Source organism: Gemmobacter caeruleus, assembly GCF_008271655.1.
In the GTDB taxonomy this organism is placed as follows: domain Bacteria; phylum Pseudomonadota; class Alphaproteobacteria; order Rhodobacterales; family Rhodobacteraceae; genus Gemmobacter; species Gemmobacter caeruleus.
Window position 1 is genome coordinate 415,392 of sequence record NZ_VKKX01000011.1, and the last position, 14,339, is coordinate 429,730.

17 protein-coding genes and 2 tRNA genes are annotated in these 14,339 nt (G+C 66.0%); 13 read left to right on the plus strand and 6 right to left on the minus strand.

Going from position 1 to position 14,339, the window contains the following annotated elements; genetic code table 11:
• Positions 1 to 71 precede the first annotated feature (71 nt).
• From rlmH to FOA17_RS04525, 3 genes are all read right to left on the minus strand, one after another.
• Positions 72 to 542 (minus strand): 23S rRNA (pseudouridine(1915)-N(3))-methyltransferase RlmH, encoded by a 471-nt coding sequence (rlmH, locus tag FOA17_RS04515; protein ID WP_149140276.1) that lies wholly within the window; start codon positions 540 to 542, stop codon positions 72 to 74.
• A gap of 1 nt (position 543) precedes the next feature.
• Entirely contained in the window at positions 544 to 1,011 is a 468-nt protein-coding gene (gene rsfS / locus FOA17_RS04520) for a ribosome silencing factor (protein ID WP_238991712.1), read from the minus strand.
• Positions 1,012 to 1,086: 75 nt separating this feature from the next.
• A complete protein-coding gene (locus FOA17_RS04525) occupies positions 1,087 to 1,671 on the minus strand; it encodes a hypothetical protein (protein WP_149140277.1) in 585 nt (194 codons plus the stop codon).
• Between the two features lie 66 nt (positions 1,672 to 1,737).
• Here FOA17_RS04525 and FOA17_RS04530 point away from each other — a divergent pair, with 66 nt between their 5' ends.
• The 10 genes from FOA17_RS04530 to rpiA all read left to right on the plus strand — a co-directional run bounded on the left by FOA17_RS04530 (position 1,738) and on the right by rpiA (position 10,250).
• Entirely contained in the window at positions 1,738 to 2,268 is a 531-nt protein-coding gene (locus FOA17_RS04530) for a DUF2975 domain-containing protein (RefSeq protein ID WP_149140278.1), read from the plus strand.
• Position 2,269: 1 nt separating this feature from the next.
• The gene (locus tag FOA17_RS04535; protein WP_149140636.1) at positions 2,270 to 2,494 is read left to right on the plus strand and encodes a helix-turn-helix domain-containing protein; all 225 of its coding nucleotides are present in this window, start codon (positions 2,270 to 2,272) and stop codon (positions 2,492 to 2,494) included.
• Positions 2,495 to 2,712: 218 nt separating this feature from the next.
• Complete coding sequence (leuC, locus tag FOA17_RS04540; RefSeq protein WP_149140279.1) at positions 2,713 to 4,131, plus strand: 3-isopropylmalate dehydratase large subunit; 1,419 nt, start codon at positions 2,713 to 2,715, stop codon at positions 4,129 to 4,131.
• A gap of 12 nt (positions 4,132 to 4,143) precedes the next feature.
• Positions 4,144 to 4,749, plus strand: a complete 606-nt coding sequence (gene leuD, locus FOA17_RS04545) for a 3-isopropylmalate dehydratase small subunit (protein WP_149140280.1) — start codon at positions 4,144 to 4,146, stop codon at positions 4,747 to 4,749.
• A gap of 291 nt (positions 4,750 to 5,040) precedes the next feature.
• Positions 5,041 to 5,877 (plus strand): hypothetical protein, encoded by an 837-nt coding sequence (locus tag FOA17_RS04550; RefSeq protein ID WP_238991713.1) that lies wholly within the window; start codon positions 5,041 to 5,043, stop codon positions 5,875 to 5,877.
• Positions 5,769 to 6,914 carry an endonuclease/exonuclease/phosphatase family protein gene (locus FOA17_RS04555; RefSeq protein WP_338029103.1) on the plus strand — a complete coding sequence of 382 codons (1,146 nt, stop codon included), beginning with the start codon at positions 5,769 to 5,771 and terminating at the stop codon, positions 6,912 to 6,914. The genes FOA17_RS04550 and FOA17_RS04555 overlap by 109 nt, the downstream gene beginning before the upstream one ends.
• 99 nt (positions 6,915 to 7,013) lie before the next feature.
• Complete coding sequence (leuB, locus tag FOA17_RS04560; protein WP_149140282.1) at positions 7,014 to 8,120, plus strand: 3-isopropylmalate dehydrogenase; 1,107 nt, start codon at positions 7,014 to 7,016, stop codon at positions 8,118 to 8,120.
• Positions 8,121 to 8,230: 110 nt separating this feature from the next.
• Complete coding sequence (locus FOA17_RS04565; RefSeq protein ID WP_149140283.1) at positions 8,231 to 9,199, plus strand: DMT family transporter; 969 nt, start codon at positions 8,231 to 8,233, stop codon at positions 9,197 to 9,199.
• Between the two features lie 65 nt (positions 9,200 to 9,264).
• Positions 9,265 to 9,341: transfer RNA gene (locus FOA17_RS04570), tRNA-Pro, on the plus strand.
• Positions 9,342 to 9,467: 126 nt separating this feature from the next.
• On the plus strand, positions 9,468 to 10,250 hold the full coding sequence (rpiA, locus tag FOA17_RS04575) for a ribose-5-phosphate isomerase RpiA (protein WP_149140284.1): 783 nt from the start codon (positions 9,468 to 9,470) through the stop codon (positions 10,248 to 10,250).
• A gap of 22 nt (positions 10,251 to 10,272) precedes the next feature.
• Here rpiA and FOA17_RS04580 read toward each other — a convergent pair.
• Positions 10,273 to 10,348 (minus strand) — tRNA-Ile (locus FOA17_RS04580).
• A 141-nt stretch (positions 10,349 to 10,489) separates the two neighbouring features.
• On the opposite strand from FOA17_RS04580, the gene purM reads away from it, so the two are divergent.
• Positions 10,490 to 11,536 (plus strand): phosphoribosylformylglycinamidine cyclo-ligase, encoded by a 1,047-nt coding sequence (purM, locus tag FOA17_RS04585; protein WP_149140285.1) that lies wholly within the window; start codon positions 10,490 to 10,492, stop codon positions 11,534 to 11,536.
• The gene (gene purN, locus FOA17_RS04590) at positions 11,533 to 12,120 is read left to right on the plus strand and encodes a phosphoribosylglycinamide formyltransferase (RefSeq protein ID WP_149140286.1); all 588 of its coding nucleotides are present in this window, start codon (positions 11,533 to 11,535) and stop codon (positions 12,118 to 12,120) included. The genes purM and purN overlap by 4 nt, the downstream gene beginning before the upstream one ends.
• Positions 12,121 to 12,232: 112 nt before the next feature.
• Here the strand turns inward: purN and FOA17_RS04595 are convergent, their stop codons facing one another.
• Both FOA17_RS04595 and FOA17_RS04600 read right to left on the minus strand, forming a co-directional pair.
• Entirely contained in the window at positions 12,233 to 12,595 is a 363-nt protein-coding gene (locus FOA17_RS04595; protein WP_149140287.1) for a YbaN family protein, read from the minus strand.
• Positions 12,596 to 12,664: 69 nt separating this feature from the next.
• Complete coding sequence (locus tag FOA17_RS04600; protein ID WP_149140288.1) at positions 12,665 to 13,054, minus strand: winged helix-turn-helix transcriptional regulator; 390 nt, start codon at positions 13,052 to 13,054, stop codon at positions 12,665 to 12,667.
• A gap of 99 nt (positions 13,055 to 13,153) precedes the next feature.
• On the opposite strand from FOA17_RS04600, the gene FOA17_RS04605 reads away from it, so the two are divergent.
• Positions 13,154 to 14,254 (plus strand): NADH:flavin oxidoreductase, encoded by a 1,101-nt coding sequence (locus FOA17_RS04605; protein WP_149140289.1) that lies wholly within the window; start codon positions 13,154 to 13,156, stop codon positions 14,252 to 14,254.
• The last annotated feature ends 85 nt before the right edge of the window (positions 14,255 to 14,339 follow it).

Consider the following 14,339-nt stretch of genomic DNA (forward strand, 5'->3'; position numbering starts at 1 on the left):
TTTCCTTGCTTTGCAGGGGTTTTACGCCGGGCCGGGCGGCTGTGCAACGGGAAGGCGCGGCGCCTTTGCCTTCAGGCCCGGTGATAGGGGGCGCCGGCCAGGATCGAGGCCGCGCGATACAATTGTTCGGTCAGCATGACCCGCACCAGCATATGCGGCCAGACCATGCGCCCGAAACTGATCGAGGCATCGGCGCGGGCGCGCAGCCCCGGCGCGATGCCATCGGCCCCGCCGATCACAAAGGCCACGTCCTGCCGCCCGCCATCGCGCCATTTCGCCAGCATATCGGCGAATTCCGGGCTGGAGAGCAGCTTGCCGCGTTCGTCCAGCGTCACCAGCAGCGCGCCAGAGGGCAGCGCACGTTCCAGCAGCGCGGCCTCGGCCTCCATGCCGCCGCCCTTGCGGTCTTCGACCTCATGTTCATGAAACGGGCCGAGCGCGAGCGCCCGGCCCGTGCGGTCGAACCGCGTCACATAATCGTCGATCAGGTCGCGCTCGGGGCCGGCACGCAGCCGCCCCACGGCGCAAAGATGCACCCGCATGTCAGGCCTTGGCGCCGCCGCGTTGCTGGTCGGCGGGCAGCCACATCTTTTCAAGCTGGTAGAATTCGCGCACTTCGGGGCGGAAGACATGGACGATGACATCGGCCGTGTCGATCAGCACCCAGTCGCCGGTTTCCTTGCCCTCGATCTTGCTCAGGCGGCCGAATTCCTGCTTCAGCCGGTCCACCAGCTTTTCCGAGATGGCCGCGACCTGCCGCGACGACCGGCCCGAGCAGATGACCATGTAATCGGCCATGTCCGACCGGCCGCGCAGGTCGATCTGCACGATGTCTTCGGCCTTGTCATCCTCCAGCGAGGCGATGATGCGGGCCAGAAGCACTTCGCTAGTGGGATCCGCGTCGGTCATGCGCGCGGCCCTCGGTCCGACCGGAAGCCCGGTCGCAGGATCAGAATGAGACAGGACATCGTCCTCCAGATAGCGCGCCAAACGCCCCGGCGCCGGGGTCATGCGAAAAGGTAGCACCGAAGCCCGCGCGACTCAATCCGCGCGGGGCAGGGGCCGGCGCTTACAGGTATCGTGCGCTCAGGGCAAGGGCTTGTCGGTGCAGGGGGTGAGGGTCGCCATCGCCTCTGGGCCGATCAGGGCCACGATCGGGGTCGGTCGCAAAAGCGGCTGGAATTCCGCATCGGCGGCAAGGCGGATCAGCACGGCGCCTTCTGCCTCGGCGGGCAAGGGGCCGCCGGTCAGACAGGCATCCAGCGCGGCGGCCAGTATCCCGTGGGTCTGGCCATCCTGCGGCCAGGCGGCCATCGCCGATTGCGCGGCGCGCATCCGCGTGGCCCCCTCGGGCGAAAGGCCATAGGAGAGCAGGGTCGCCCCGTCGGGCCGGGGCAGGTCGGGCGCGGGGCGTGTCGTCAGCAGGAAGCTTTCCGCGACCTCATGCCCGGGACAGGTCGCCTTCATCTCCAGCCTGGCGCCATCGGGACGGGGCATCAACCCGGGGGGCAGGATCAGGGCCAGTTCGATTTCTGCCGGATCGGCACTGAGCGGGTCAAGGCTGCGCAGATCAAGCAAGGTGGACGGCACGAGGCTGGAGCAGGCCGGCAACAGGAAGGCCAGGGCCAGGGCACGGTGCGCGCGTCGGACCATGGAGCGGAAGGGGAACATGTCGAATCTCCTTTGACAGATAATAATTATTGTTTTACATAAAAATTATTGTGCAAGGAGAAAATCATGCCGCCCCATGCCCTGCGTCTGGTCCGCCTGCTGAAATGGGTTGCGACCCTGTTGCTGGCCGTGTTGCCGCTTGTGGTCATTCAGGCCGGGTGGCGTGGTGCGCAGGCGCCCGGCTGGCTTGTCACCGCCTTTCCCGGCCTGCCGCAAGGCACGGTTCTGAGCGGGACGAAATCGACACTTGTCCTGGCGGTCGGCGCGCTGGCGCTTGGGCCGATGCTGGCCGCGCTGTGGCAGATGCGCGGGCTTTTCGCGCATTATGCGAAGGGCGAGGTGCTGACACCGGCCTCGGCCCGTCGGATCCGGGCGATCGGGCTCTGGCTCGCCGTGCTGGCGGCGATCCAGATCCTGCTGCCCAGCGTGCAAAGGTTTGTCCTGACCTGGGACAACCCGCCCGGCAGCCGCGAGGTGTCGATTGCGCTGACCTCGGAAATGCTCTGGCTGGCGCTCGCGGCGGGCTTGCTCGTGACGATCGGCTGGGCCATGCACGAGGCCGCGCGCGTGGCAGAGGAGAACCGGGGCTTTGTCTGAGCTGGAAATCGTGGTGCGGCTGGATGTGATGCTGGCGCGGCGCAAGATGCGGTCTCGCGAACTGGCAGAACGGATCGGCATCACCGAGGCCAATCTGAGCCTGCTGAAATCCGGCAAGGTCAAGGGTATCCGCTTCGAGACACTGGCCGCGATCTGCACGGTGCTGGAATGCCAGCCCGGCGATCTGCTGGAGGCGGTGGCGCCACAGGGCCAGCCACAGAGTTGACTTGCCTTGCAAGGGGATTCGGGAGTATTGAACCGCGCATGCACGGGTTCATCTATTTCAACATCACCGATCACGCGCGGCTTCCGGCCCGCTTTTTCGGCATGACCCGCACCATCCTCGCGCGGCTTTGACGCCGGGGGCGATTTTTCGACGAAAAATCGCGTCCCGAAAGCCCGCAACCGCATTTCCCAGCCATCCCCATGATGAAGGTGAGAGCCATGACCGCTCCGCGCACGCTGTATGACAAGATCTGGGACGACCATGTCGTCCATCAGGCCGAAGACGGCACCTGCCTGCTCTATATCGACCGCCACCTGGTGCATGAAGTCACCAGCCCGCAGGCCTTTGAAGGGCTGCGCATGACCGGCCGCAAGGTCCGTGCCCCGGAAAAGACCATTGCCGTGCCGGATCACAACGTGCCCACCACCCCGGGCCGTGACACCCATATCGACAATGAGGAAAGCCGTATCCAGGTCGAGGCGCTCGACAAGAATGCCCGCGACTTCGGCATCAACTATTACCCGGTGTCGGATATCCGTCAGGGCATCGTGCATATCGTCGGGCCCGAACAGGGCTGGACGCTGCCGGGCATGACCGTGGTCTGCGGCGACAGCCACACCGCGACCCATGGCGCCTTCGGCTCGCTCGCGCATGGCATCGGCACCTCCGAGGTGGAGCATGTTCTGGCGACGCAAACGCTGATCCAGAAGAAATCGAAGAACATGAAGGTGGAGATCACCGGCAAGCTGCGTCCGGGTGTCACCGCCAAGGACATCACGCTGTCGGTCATCGGCGCGACCGGCACCGCTGGCGGCACCGGCTATGTCATCGAATATTGCGGCGAGGCAATCCGCGACCTGTCGATGGAAGGCCGCATGACCGTCTGCAACATGGCGATCGAGGGGGGCGCGCGCGCCGGCCTCATCGCGCCGGACGAAAAGACCTTTGAATATATCAAGGGTCGCCCCCACGCCCCGAAAGGCGCCGCCTGGGAGGCCGCGATGACCTATTGGAAATCGCTGTTCACCGATGAGGGCGCGCATTTCGACAAGGTGGTGGTGCTGAAGGGGGAAGACATCGCCCCGGTCGTGACCTGGGGCACCAGCCCCGAAGATGTGCTGCCGATCACCGGCACCGTGCCCGCGCCCGAAGACTTCACCGGCGGCAAGGTCGAGGCCGCGCGCCGGTCGCTGGAATATATGGGCCTGACCCCCGGCATGAAACTGTCGGACATCAAGATCGACACCGTGTTCATCGGTTCCTGCACCAATGGCCGGATCGAGGATCTGCGCGCCGCCGCCGCCATCCTGAAGGGCAAGAAGATCAAGCCGGGGATGCGCGCGATGGTGGTGCCGGGCTCGGGGCTCGTGCGCGCACAGGCCGAGGAAGAAGGTCTGGCGCAGATCTTCATCGACGCGGGCTTTGAATGGCGTCTGGCGGGGTGTTCCATGTGCCTTGCCATGAACCCCGACCAGCTGTCGCCCGGCGAACGCTGCGCCGCGACCTCGAACCGCAATTTCGAGGGCCGTCAGGGCCGCGGTGGCCGCACCCACCTGCTTTCGCCCGCCATGGCGGCGGCGGCGGCGGTGACCGGCCACCTGACCGATGTGCGCGAGATGATGGCCGAGACGGTCTGAGGAGAAACGGCAATGGACAAGTTCACCACCATCACCGGGATCGCGGCGCCCATGCCGCTGGTCAATATCGACACCGACATGATCATCCCCAAGCAGTTCCTCAAGACGATCCAGCGGTCGGGCCTGGGCAAGAACCTGTTTGACGAGATGCGCTACACGCAGGACGGCGCCGAGATCGCCGATTTCGTGCTGAACCGCGAACCCTATCGCAAGGCCGAGATCATCGTCGCCGGCGACAATTTCGGCTGCGGCTCGTCGCGCGAACACGCGCCCTGGGCGCTCCTGGATTTCGGCATCCGCTGCGTGATCTCCACCAGCTTTGCCGATATCTTTTTCAACAACTGCTTCAAGAACGGCATCCTGCCGATCGTGCTGCCGCAAGAGGCGGTCGCGGTGCTGATGGAGGACGCGCAGAAGGGCGGCAATGCCCGGATGATCGTCGATCTGGAGGCGCAGACCGTGACCACCTCGGAAGGGCAGAGCTTTGGCTTCGAGGTTGATCCCTTCCGCAAGCACTGCCTGCTGAACGGGTTGGACGATATCGGGCTGACGCTGGAAAAGGCCGCGAGCATCGACACGTTCGAGGCCAGGGCCGGCCTGCTGCGCCCCTGGGTATGATGCGACGGGGCCGCCTGGTGGCCCCGGAGGCATGAGCCACAAGATATAGGGCCGCCAAGGGTTTCAATCCCTTGGCGGCCTTTTTTCATCCGCAATTTGATGCAATCTGGCGACAGTTTCACCAAGGAAATGCCGCATTAACCAGGTCTTATCGTCTCCACCGTTGCGGCTGGGAACGAAAGAAGGCAAAACTTGGGCAAGATTGAGGCAGCCCGCCACAATGCGCGGGAAATCATCGGGAAAAGGGTCCGGCAAAGTATCGGATCCGCTCGGGTCGAGGAAGGCAAGGCAGTGGTCTCACGGCTGGCAGGCGCCGCCGCGCGCGCATTTTTCGTGATGGTGCTGGTCGCCACACCTTCGGTGCTGCTGCCCGGCACCGGGTCTGATGGCAAGCAGATGGTCGCGCTGGTCGCGCTGTTCGCCGGCGCGCTGACCTTTGCGGAATACAAGACGACCTATCCGGGGCTGGTGGAGTTTCGCGATGCGCCGCCCTTCAACCGGGTGCGGTTCCTGATCCTGTTCCTGACCGTCTTCCTGCTGACCGTGATCGAAAAGGCCCATGTCGCGCCGACCTCGCTGTCGCTCTTGATCAATGCGCTTGGCATCGTGGTGGGCAATGCGCTTGATTTTCCCTATTCGCCGGTGCGGCTGGCCAAGCTGATGCTGGCGGACGGCGCCTCCGAGGCGCAGATGGCGGCGGTGGCGACGGCGGCGGGCATGGCCTATCTGATTTCGCTCATCGGGCTGATGGTGTTCGTGCTGCTGCTCAAGCTGCGCGGCTGGCCGTCGCGCAATGGCGGCTTCAACGTCTGGGTGAACCTGCCGACCTTCGATCCCACGGCCAATGGCGATATCGTGCTGCGGCTGGAACGGGATGCGCGGCTGAACGCGGCGCTGGGTTTCCTGCTGCCCTTCCTGATCCCGGCCATCGTCAAGATCGGTTCGTCCGGGTTCGAGCCGCTGACGCTGACCTCTCCGCAAACCCTGATCTGGATGATGACGGCATGGTCCTTCCTTCCTTGCAGCCTGTTCATGCGCGGCATCGCCATGAGCAAGATCGCCGCGATGATCCGCGAGCGGCGGCGGACCGAAGGGGTCGAGGAAGGCTCGGATTACTTGCCGGCCTGATCCTGACGCTGATCGCCGCGCAGGCCGGGGCCGAGACGCTGCGCCTGGCCACCTGGAACGCCGATCTGACGCGGCAGGGGCCGGGGCTGCTGGTGCAGGATCTGCTGACCCCGGGGCATGAGGGCATCGCCGCCGTGGTGCAGGTGGTGCAGGCGCTGGATGCCGATCTGCTGTTGCTCACGGGGATGGATTTCGACACCGATCAGGTCGCGCTGACCGCCCTGGCCGACCGGCTGGCGGCGGCGGGGATCGCCTATCCCTATCGCTTTGCGCAGGCGCCCAATGCCGGGCTGCCCACGGGGCTGGATCTCGATCGTAATGGCCGGCGGGGCGATGCACGCGACGCCATGGGCTATGGCCGGTTTCAGGGGCAGGGCGGCATGGCGCTGCTGTCGCGCCTGCCGCTGGAGCCGGAGGCCGCACAGGATTTCACCGCCTTTCTCTGGGCCGATCTGCCCGGCGCGCTGCTGCCGCCCGACATGACCGAGGCCGAACGCGGCATGCAGCGGCTGTCTTCGGTCAATCACTGGCTGGTGCCGCTGCGCCTGCCTTCGGGGCGGCGGCTGACGGTGATGGGCTTTGCCGCCACGCCGCCGGTTTTTGACGGGCCGGAAGATCGCAATGGCCGCCGCAACCATGACGAGACGGCCTTCTGGTCGCGGCTGCTGGACGGGGCCTTGCCCTTTGCCGCGCCCGAGGCGCCTTTCGTGCTGCTGGGGGACGCCAATCTGGATCCGGTCGATGGCGACGGGCGGCCGGCGGCGCTGCGGGCCTTGCTCGCCGATGCGCGGCTGCAAGACCCGGCGCCGCGCAGCGCGCTGCCGCGTCGCGATGACGGCCACAAGGGCGATCCTGCGCTGGATACCGCGGTCTATCCCGACGGGCCGGGCGGGCTGCGGGTCGATTACGTCCTGCCCTCGGCCGATCTGCGGGTGACCGGGGCGGGGCTTTTGTCGGCGGCGGACGGCCCCTTGGCCGGGGCGCTGGCCCGCGCCTCGCGTCACCTGCCGGTCTGGGTCGATATCGACCTGCCCTGACGGGGAAACCCGTTGAAACCGCCCAAGCCCGCTTGACCCAACTGCCCCCACGGGCTAGGCCACCGCCCAGCCCATTCGCAGTTTCAAGGGAGCCTTTCCGTGGCCAATCCTTCCATCCTCATCCTCGCCGGCGACGGCATCGGCCCCGAAGTCATGGCCGAGGTGAAAAAGATCATCGGCTGGTATGACGCCAAGCGCGGCATCACCTTTGACGTGAGCGAAGATCTTGTCGGCGGCTGCGCCTATGACAAGCACGGCACGCCCCTGCACGACGACACCATGGCCAAGGCGCAAGAGGTGGATGCCGTGCTGCTGGGCGCCGTGGGCGGCCCGAAATATGACAATCTCGATTTCAGCGTGAAGCCCGAGCGCGGCCTGCTGCGCCTGCGCAAGGAAATGGACCTCTATTCCAACCTGCGCCCGGCCCAATGCTTTGACGCGCTGGCCGATTTTTCCAGTCTCAAGAAAGAGGTCGTGGCCGGGCTCGATATCGTCATCGTTCGCGAACTGACCTCGGGCGTCTATTTCGGCGAGCCGCGCGGCATCTTCACCGAAGGCAATGAGCGCGTGGGCATCAACACCCAGCGGTATACCGAGTCGGAGATCGCCCGCGTCGCGCGGTCGGCCTTTGAACTGGCGCGGCGCCGGGGCAACAAGGTCTGCTCGATGGAGAAGGCCAATGTGATGGAATCGGGCATTCTGTGGCGCCAGGTCGTGCAGGAAATCCACGACAAGGAATACCCGGATGTCCAGCTTTCGCACATGTATGCGGATGCCGGCGCCATGCAGCTTTGCCGTTGGCCCAAGCAGTTCGACGTGATCGTGACCGACAACCTGTTCGGCGACCTGCTGTCGGATGCGGCCGCGATGCTGACGGGTTCCTTGGGGATGCTGCCCTCGGCCAGCCTTGGTGCGCCGATGGCCAATGGCCGCCCGAAGGCGCTGTATGAGCCGGTGCATGGTTCGGCCCCCGACATCGCCGGTCAGGGCAAGGCCAACCCGATCGCCTGCATCCTGTCCTTCGCCATGGCGCTGCGCTACAGCTTCGATCTGGGCGACGAGGCGACGCGCCTGGAACAGGCGGTCGAAAAGGTGCTGGCCGATGGCGTGCGCACCGCCGATCTGATGGGCCCCGAAGGCGGCACCCCGGTTTCGACCTCGGCCATGGGCGATGCGGTGATCGCCGCGCTGGATGCCAGCCTCTGATCGGGCTGAAAAGTCATTGGCAAGGCCCGCTTCGGCGGGCCTTTTCCATTGAGGGCGGGGCGAAATTTTGCGACAAGTGGTAGCGCAAACACCAGCCGCAGGTCCACCGCATGAGCCCCAATGTCCAGGGCGCGCTTTTCGCGCTTCTCGCCTTTGGCATCTATGCCACACATGACGTGGTGGTGAAATTCCTGGGCGCGGATTACCACGCGATCCAGATCATCTTCTTTGCCGGTCTGCTCAGCTTTCCGCTGGTGACGATGATGCTGATGAAGGACGGGACCGAAGGCCATCTGCGCCCGGTTCATCCCTGGTGGACGGCGCTGCGCACCGTGTCCACCGTCATCACCGGCGTATCGGCCTTTTACGCCTTTTCGGTGCTGGAACTGGCGCAGACCTACGCCATCCTGTTTGCCGCGCCCCTGCTGATCACGGTGCTGGCGATCCCGGTCCTGGGCGAGAAGGTGGGGCTGCGGCGCGGTCTGGCCGTGGTCATCGGGCTGATCGGCGTGCTGATCGTGCTGCGCCCCGGGGCGGCGCCGCTCAGCCTTGGCCATCTGGCGGCGTTGACGGCGGCGATCTGTTCGTCGCTCGCCTCGGTGATCGTGCGCAAGATCGGGGCCGAGGAACGCTCGGCCGTGCTGCTGCTTTATCCGATGGTGGCGAATTTCCTGGTGCTGGGCTGCGCCTTGCCCTTTGTCTATCGCCCGATGCCGGTCGCGCATCTGGGCATGCTGGGCATCATCGCGGCCTTCGGCTTTGTCGCCACGCTGCTGGTGATCGCCGCCTATCGCCGTGCCGAGGCGGTGATCGTCGCCCCGATGCAATATTCCCAGATGATCTGGGCGATCTTCTACGGCTACCTGATCTTTGACGAGACGCCCGACGAATGGACGATGATCGGGGCGGCGGTCATCATGGCCTCTGGCATCTATATCGTGCTGCGTGAGGGGCGCGCCAAGGTGTCGGAAAACCGCCCCGTGCTGGAATCGCGTTCGCGCCCGGAAACCGGGCTGATGCCGCGCATCTCGCTGCTGCTGCGCCGCCGGCCTGAGCGCTCGACACCCGGGCGCGATTAGCCAAAAGAAATCTGCCTGCCCCTCTTGCAAAGGCCGGCGGCAGCGGGTAATCCCCCGCTCACGGTCGGAGCGTAGCGCAGCCTGGTAGCGCACCTGCTTCGGGAGCAGGGGGTCGGAGGTTCGAATCCTCTCGCTCCGACCAGTTGAAAATCCCGAAAATCCCCCTGACAGCCAGCATGTTCCGCGTGATCGCACGGGGATTCCGCACTCGCCTAATCCGCGCGGCGGGCTTATAAGCGCCGCATCTCGCCGCCAACAGGAGTCGCCCATGCCCGCCGAGCTTTCGCCCATCGACAAGGCCAAATTCGTCGCTGCCCGCCGGGCGGTGGATTTCATCGAGGATGGCATGAAACTGGGCCTTGGCACCGGCTCCACCGCCGCCTGGATGGTGCGCTGCCTGGCCGAACGCATCCGCGAGGAAGGGCTGCGCGTGAAGGGCGTGCCGACCTCGACCCGCACCGCCGAACTGGCGCAGAGCCTGGGCGTGCCGGTCGTGTCGCTCGACGACGCGAAATGGCTGGATCTGACGATCGACGGCGCCGATGAATTCGACCCGCAACTGAACCTGATCAAGGGCGGCGGGGCGGCGCTCTTGCAGGAAAAGATCGTGGCGACGGCCAGCGACCAGATGATTGTCATCACCGATGCCGCGAAAGAGGTCGCGCAACTGGGCGCCTTTCCGCTGCCGGTCGAGGTGATTCCCTTCGGCTGGCAGACCACCAAGGCGCTGATCGAGGAAACGCTGGTCAGCATGGATGTGCTGGACCGCGACGTGACGCTGCGCATGAACGGCCAGGCGCCGCTGGTGACGGACGAGGCCAATTACATCGTGGACCTGCATCTCAAGCGCATCGGCAACCCGCGGCAGCTGGCGCTGGTGCTGAACCAGATCCCCGGTGTTGTGGAAAACGGGCTGTTCATCGACATCTGCGACAAGGTCATCATCGGCCATGGCGACGGCCGCGTGGTGACCCGCGACATCAATTCCGGCGAGACCTTCGACGAACAGATCGAATTCGCCGACAGCGACAACATCTTTGCCGATTTCTGATCGGGCCGCGCAGGGTGGGGGATGGTAGGCCCGGAGGGACTCGAACCCCCAACCAAGGCGTTATGAGCGCCCTGCTCTGACCATTGAGCTACAGGCCCGAACCTACTGCGCAACGCTTATGCGGCGCGGGGCAGGGGGTCAAGCGCGGGGCGTTGCCTGCGCGCCGTTTATCGTCTATGCGGTCGCCCGAGGATGCGGGCCGTCGCATCACCGTTCCGAAACCCAGCGGGAGCCGCCAGATGACCACGCCGAAGACAGGTTTGACCTATGCCGATGCGGGGGTGGATATCGACGCCGGGAACGCGCTGGTGGAGCGGATCAAGCCGGCGGCGAAACGCACCAACCGGGCCGGCACCATGTCGGGGCTTGGGGGCTTTGGCGCGCTGTTCGATCTGAAGGCGGCGGGCTATAACGACCCGATCCTGGTGGGCGCCACCGATGGCGTCGGCACCAAGCTGCGCATCGCCATCGACACCGGCAATGTCGATACGATCGGTATCGACCTTGTCGCCATGTGCGTGAACGATCTGGTCTGCCAGGGGGCGGAGCCGCTGTTCTTCCTTGATTATTTCGCGACCGGCAAGCTGGATGTCGATCAGGCCACCCGCATCATCGAGGGCATCGCCGAGGGCTGCGCGCGCTCGGGCTGTGCGCTGATCGGCGGTGAGACGGCCGAGATGCCGGGCATGTATCACAAGGGCGATTTCGATCTGGCCGGCTTTGCGGTCGGCGCGATGGAGCGCGGCGCCGACCTGCCGCGTGGCGTGGGCGCGGGCGATGTGCTGCTGGGGCTGGCCTCGGACGGGGTGCATTCCAACGGCTACAGCTTTGTGCGCAAGGTCGTCGAACTCTCGGGCCTTGGCTGGGACGCGGCCTCGCCCTTCAGCGAGGGCGCACTTGGCCAGGCGCTGCTGGCGCCGACGCGGCTTTATGTGAAACAGGCGCTGAAGGCCGTGCGGGCGGGCGGCGTGCATGCGCTGGCGCATATCACCGGCGGCGGCCTGACCGAAAACCCGCCGCGTGTCATCCCCGAGGGGCTGGCCTGCGAGATCGACCTTGACGCCTGGACCCTGCCGCCGGTCTTCCGCTGGCTGGCGGAAACCGCGGGCATGACCGAGCCGGAGCTGCTCAAGACCTTCAACTGCGGCATCGGCATGATGCTGGTCGTTGCCGACGATTGCGCGGACGAGATCGAGGCGCTGCTGCGGGCCGAGGGCGAGACCGTCTGCCGTCTGGGGCGCGTGGTGCCGGGCGAGGGCGTGATCTACAAGGGCCGGCTGCTGTGAAACGCGTTGCCATCCTGATTTCCGGGGGTGGCTCCAATATGGTGGCGCTGCTGAACTCCATGACCGGGGATCATCCGGCGCGGCCGGTTCTGGTGGCGTCGAACGATCCGGGCGCCGGCGGGCTGGTCAAGGCGGCGGCGGCCGGGGTTGCGACCGCGGCGGTGGATCACCGCCCCTACGGCAAGGATCGTGCCAGTTTCGAGGCGGAACTGGTGCAGCACCTCGAGGCGGCGGCGCCGGATATCCTGTGCCTAGCCGGGTTCATGCGGGTGCTGACGCCGGATTTCGTTCGTCGGTTCGAGGGGCGGATGCTGAATATCCACCCCTCGCTGCTGCCGAAATATCCCGGCCTGCATACCCATCAGCGCGCCATCGACGCCGGCGATGCCGAGGCGGGCTGCACGGTGCATGAGGTGACGGCTGTGCTGGATGACGGGCCGCTGCTGGGCCAGGCGCGGGTGCCGGTGCTGCCGGGCGATACCGCGGACAGTCTGGCCGCCCGGGTGCTGGTGCAGGAACACCGGCTTTATCCTGCCGTGCTGCGCCGCTATGCGGCGGGCGACCGTCGGCCGGTCCTGCTGTAGCGCCGGGCGGGGCGGTGGCAGGGGGGCTGTCTGCCCCCCACGGCCCTTCGGGCCTCCCCCCGAGGATATTTATGAACAGATGAAGGGGGCGGAAGCGCCCTTTTACGCGGGTTCAGCCGCGCGGGGTGTCGGGGCGGGTGAGGATCCAGCCGCCCATGGTCAGCAGCACCACCGCCTGCACCAGCAGGATTTCCCATCGCAGGCCCAGAAGCAGGCTCAGCCCGAAAGCTAGCGCCATGGCCAGGATCGAGGCGCGTTTGGCCAGTGGCGGGATGGCGCCATATTGCCGCCAGTCGCGGATCGCCGGGCCGAAGATACGGTGATGCCAGAGCCAGTCATGCAGGCGCGGCGAGGATCGCGCAAAGCAGGCGGCGGCAAGGATCATGAAGGGCGTGGTGGGCAGCAGCGGCAGCACGATCCCGGCCAGGCCCAGCCCGACCGAGGCAAGGCCGGCGGCAAGCCAGAGCGGGCGCATCAGAAAAGGCCTTGCGGGTGCATCATGGCGCCACAGTAGCGCGCGGTCGGGGCTTGTCAAATCCGCGTCTCATCGGGGGTCATGGCCTGCGTCGAACGCGGCCCGCGCGGCTTCGACGGCGGGAATATTGTCGCGCGTCCAGCGGTATAGCGTGCGAAACGGCGGCAACAGCGTGCGGCCAAGCGCGCTCATTTCATATTCGACCGCGACGGGGGCCGTGGCGAGGACGCGGCGCGTGACCAGTCCGTTCCGCTCCAGCCGTCGCAGGGTCTGGCTCAGCGACTTTTGCGACACGCCTTCAAGGCTGCGGCGGATCGTGTTGAACCGTTGCGGACCGCCATCCAGCACGGTCAGGACCATCATCGACCATTTGTCGGCGATCTGGTCAAACAGCTCACGCGAGGGGCAGGTGGCAGAAAACTGCCGTGGTGTGCAGGTGGGCGTCGCGCTGTCCTTCATGGCGGTTACCTCCGGGTGACCTGGTGAATTGAAGGTGCCTCATTGACACCAGGTATCTGAAATATACCTAAGAGCGCAAGGTTTGAACAGGAGCAAGTGATGACTTCCACCGATGTGCTTTTCCGTCCCTTCACCATCAAGGGCGTGACGCTGGCCAACCGTATCGTGATGGCGCCGATGACCCGGGCCATGGCGGAGGGCGGGATTCCGGGCCAGAAGCAGGCCGATTATTATCGCCGGCGGGCCGAAGGGGGCGTCGGTCTGATCCTGTCCGAAGGCACGGTGATCGACCGGCCAGCCGCGCGCAACCTGCCGGGCATCCCGTTCTTTCACGGCCCCGGGCTGGAGGGCTGGAAGGGCGTGATCGACGCGGTGCATGCGGCGGGCGGCAAGATGGGGCCACAGATCTGGCATACCGGCAGCACGCGCGGCGGCGCCTGGGAGCCGCAATCCCCGGTCGAAAGCCCCTCGGGCCTGATCGGACCGGGCAAACCGCGCGGCAAAACGATGAGCGAGGAGGATATCGCCGATACGATCGCGGCCTTTGCGGCCTCTGCCCGCGCGGCCAGGGAACTGGGTTTTGACGTGGTGGAACTGCACGGCGCGCATGGTTATCTGATCGACCAGTTCTTCTGGTCCGGCACCAATCTGCGCGAAGATCGCTGGGGCGGTGCGACGATCCGGGACCGCGCGCGGTTCGCGGCCGAGATCGTTGCCGCCACCCGCGCGGCCATAGGTCCGGACCTGCCGCTCATCCTGCGGGTCAGCCAGTGGAAGCAGCAGGATTACGGCGTGAAACTGGCCAATGATCCCGCCGAACTGGAGGCATGGCTGGGGCCGCTGGTCGCGGCTGGGGTCGATATCATTCACGCCTCGCAGCGCCGCTTCTGGGAACCGGAGTTTCCGGCGCTTGACGGGGCGGAGGGGCTGAATTTCGCGGGCTGGGCCAAGAAGGTGACCGGCGCCCCGACGATTTCGGTCGGGTCGGTGGGCCTGTCCTCGGAATTCTTCGGCGCCTTTGCCGGCGAGGGATCGGGCACTTCGCCGCTGACGGGTCTGCTGGCGCGGATGGAGCGTGAGGAATTCGACCTGATCGCGGTCGGACGGGCGCTGATCTCGGACCCGGACTGGGTGCGCCATGTGCGCGCGGGCAGTGATCTGAAAGGCTTTGATGCCGCCGATCTGGCCGAACTGGTGTGAAAACGCGCCCGGGGCGGGATTTTCCCGCCCCGCCGACGCGAAAAAGGTTTTCAGGCCGCAGGCTGGACCCTATAGCGAAAGGGCG

Excerpts from the sequence above, each read along its gene's own strand:
- FOA17_RS04605 (WP_149140289.1), top strand. The coding sequence starts at position 13,154 with ATGACTTCCACCGATGTGCTTTTCCGTCCCTTCACCATCAAGGGCGTG.
- rlmH (WP_149140276.1), bottom strand. The coding sequence starts at position 542 with ATGCGGGTGCATCTTTGCGCCGTGGGGCGGCTGCGTGCCGGCCCCGAG.
- rsfS (WP_238991712.1), bottom strand. The coding sequence starts at position 1,011 with ATGACCCCGGCGCCGGGGCGTTTGGCGCGCTATCTGGAGGACGATGTC.
- purM (WP_149140285.1), top strand. The coding sequence starts at position 10,490 with ATGACCACGCCGAAGACAGGTTTGACCTATGCCGATGCGGGGGTGGAT.
- leuC (WP_149140279.1), top strand. The coding sequence starts at position 2,713 with ATGACCGCTCCGCGCACGCTGTATGACAAGATCTGGGACGACCATGTC.
- FOA17_RS04530 (WP_149140278.1), top strand. The coding sequence starts at position 1,738 with ATGCCGCCCCATGCCCTGCGTCTGGTCCGCCTGCTGAAATGGGTTGCG.
- rpiA (WP_149140284.1), top strand. The coding sequence starts at position 9,468 with ATGCCCGCCGAGCTTTCGCCCATCGACAAGGCCAAATTCGTCGCTGCC.
- FOA17_RS04565 (WP_149140283.1), top strand. The coding sequence starts at position 8,231 with ATGAGCCCCAATGTCCAGGGCGCGCTTTTCGCGCTTCTCGCCTTTGGC.
- FOA17_RS04595 (WP_149140287.1), bottom strand. The coding sequence starts at position 12,595 with ATGCGCCCGCTCTGGCTTGCCGCCGGCCTTGCCTCGGTCGGGCTGGGC.
- FOA17_RS04600 (WP_149140288.1), bottom strand. The coding sequence starts at position 13,054 with ATGAAGGACAGCGCGACGCCCACCTGCACACCACGGCAGTTTTCTGCC.
- leuD (WP_149140280.1), top strand. The coding sequence starts at position 4,144 with ATGGACAAGTTCACCACCATCACCGGGATCGCGGCGCCCATGCCGCTG.
- FOA17_RS04525 (WP_149140277.1), bottom strand. The coding sequence starts at position 1,671 with ATGTTCCCCTTCCGCTCCATGGTCCGACGCGCGCACCGTGCCCTGGCC.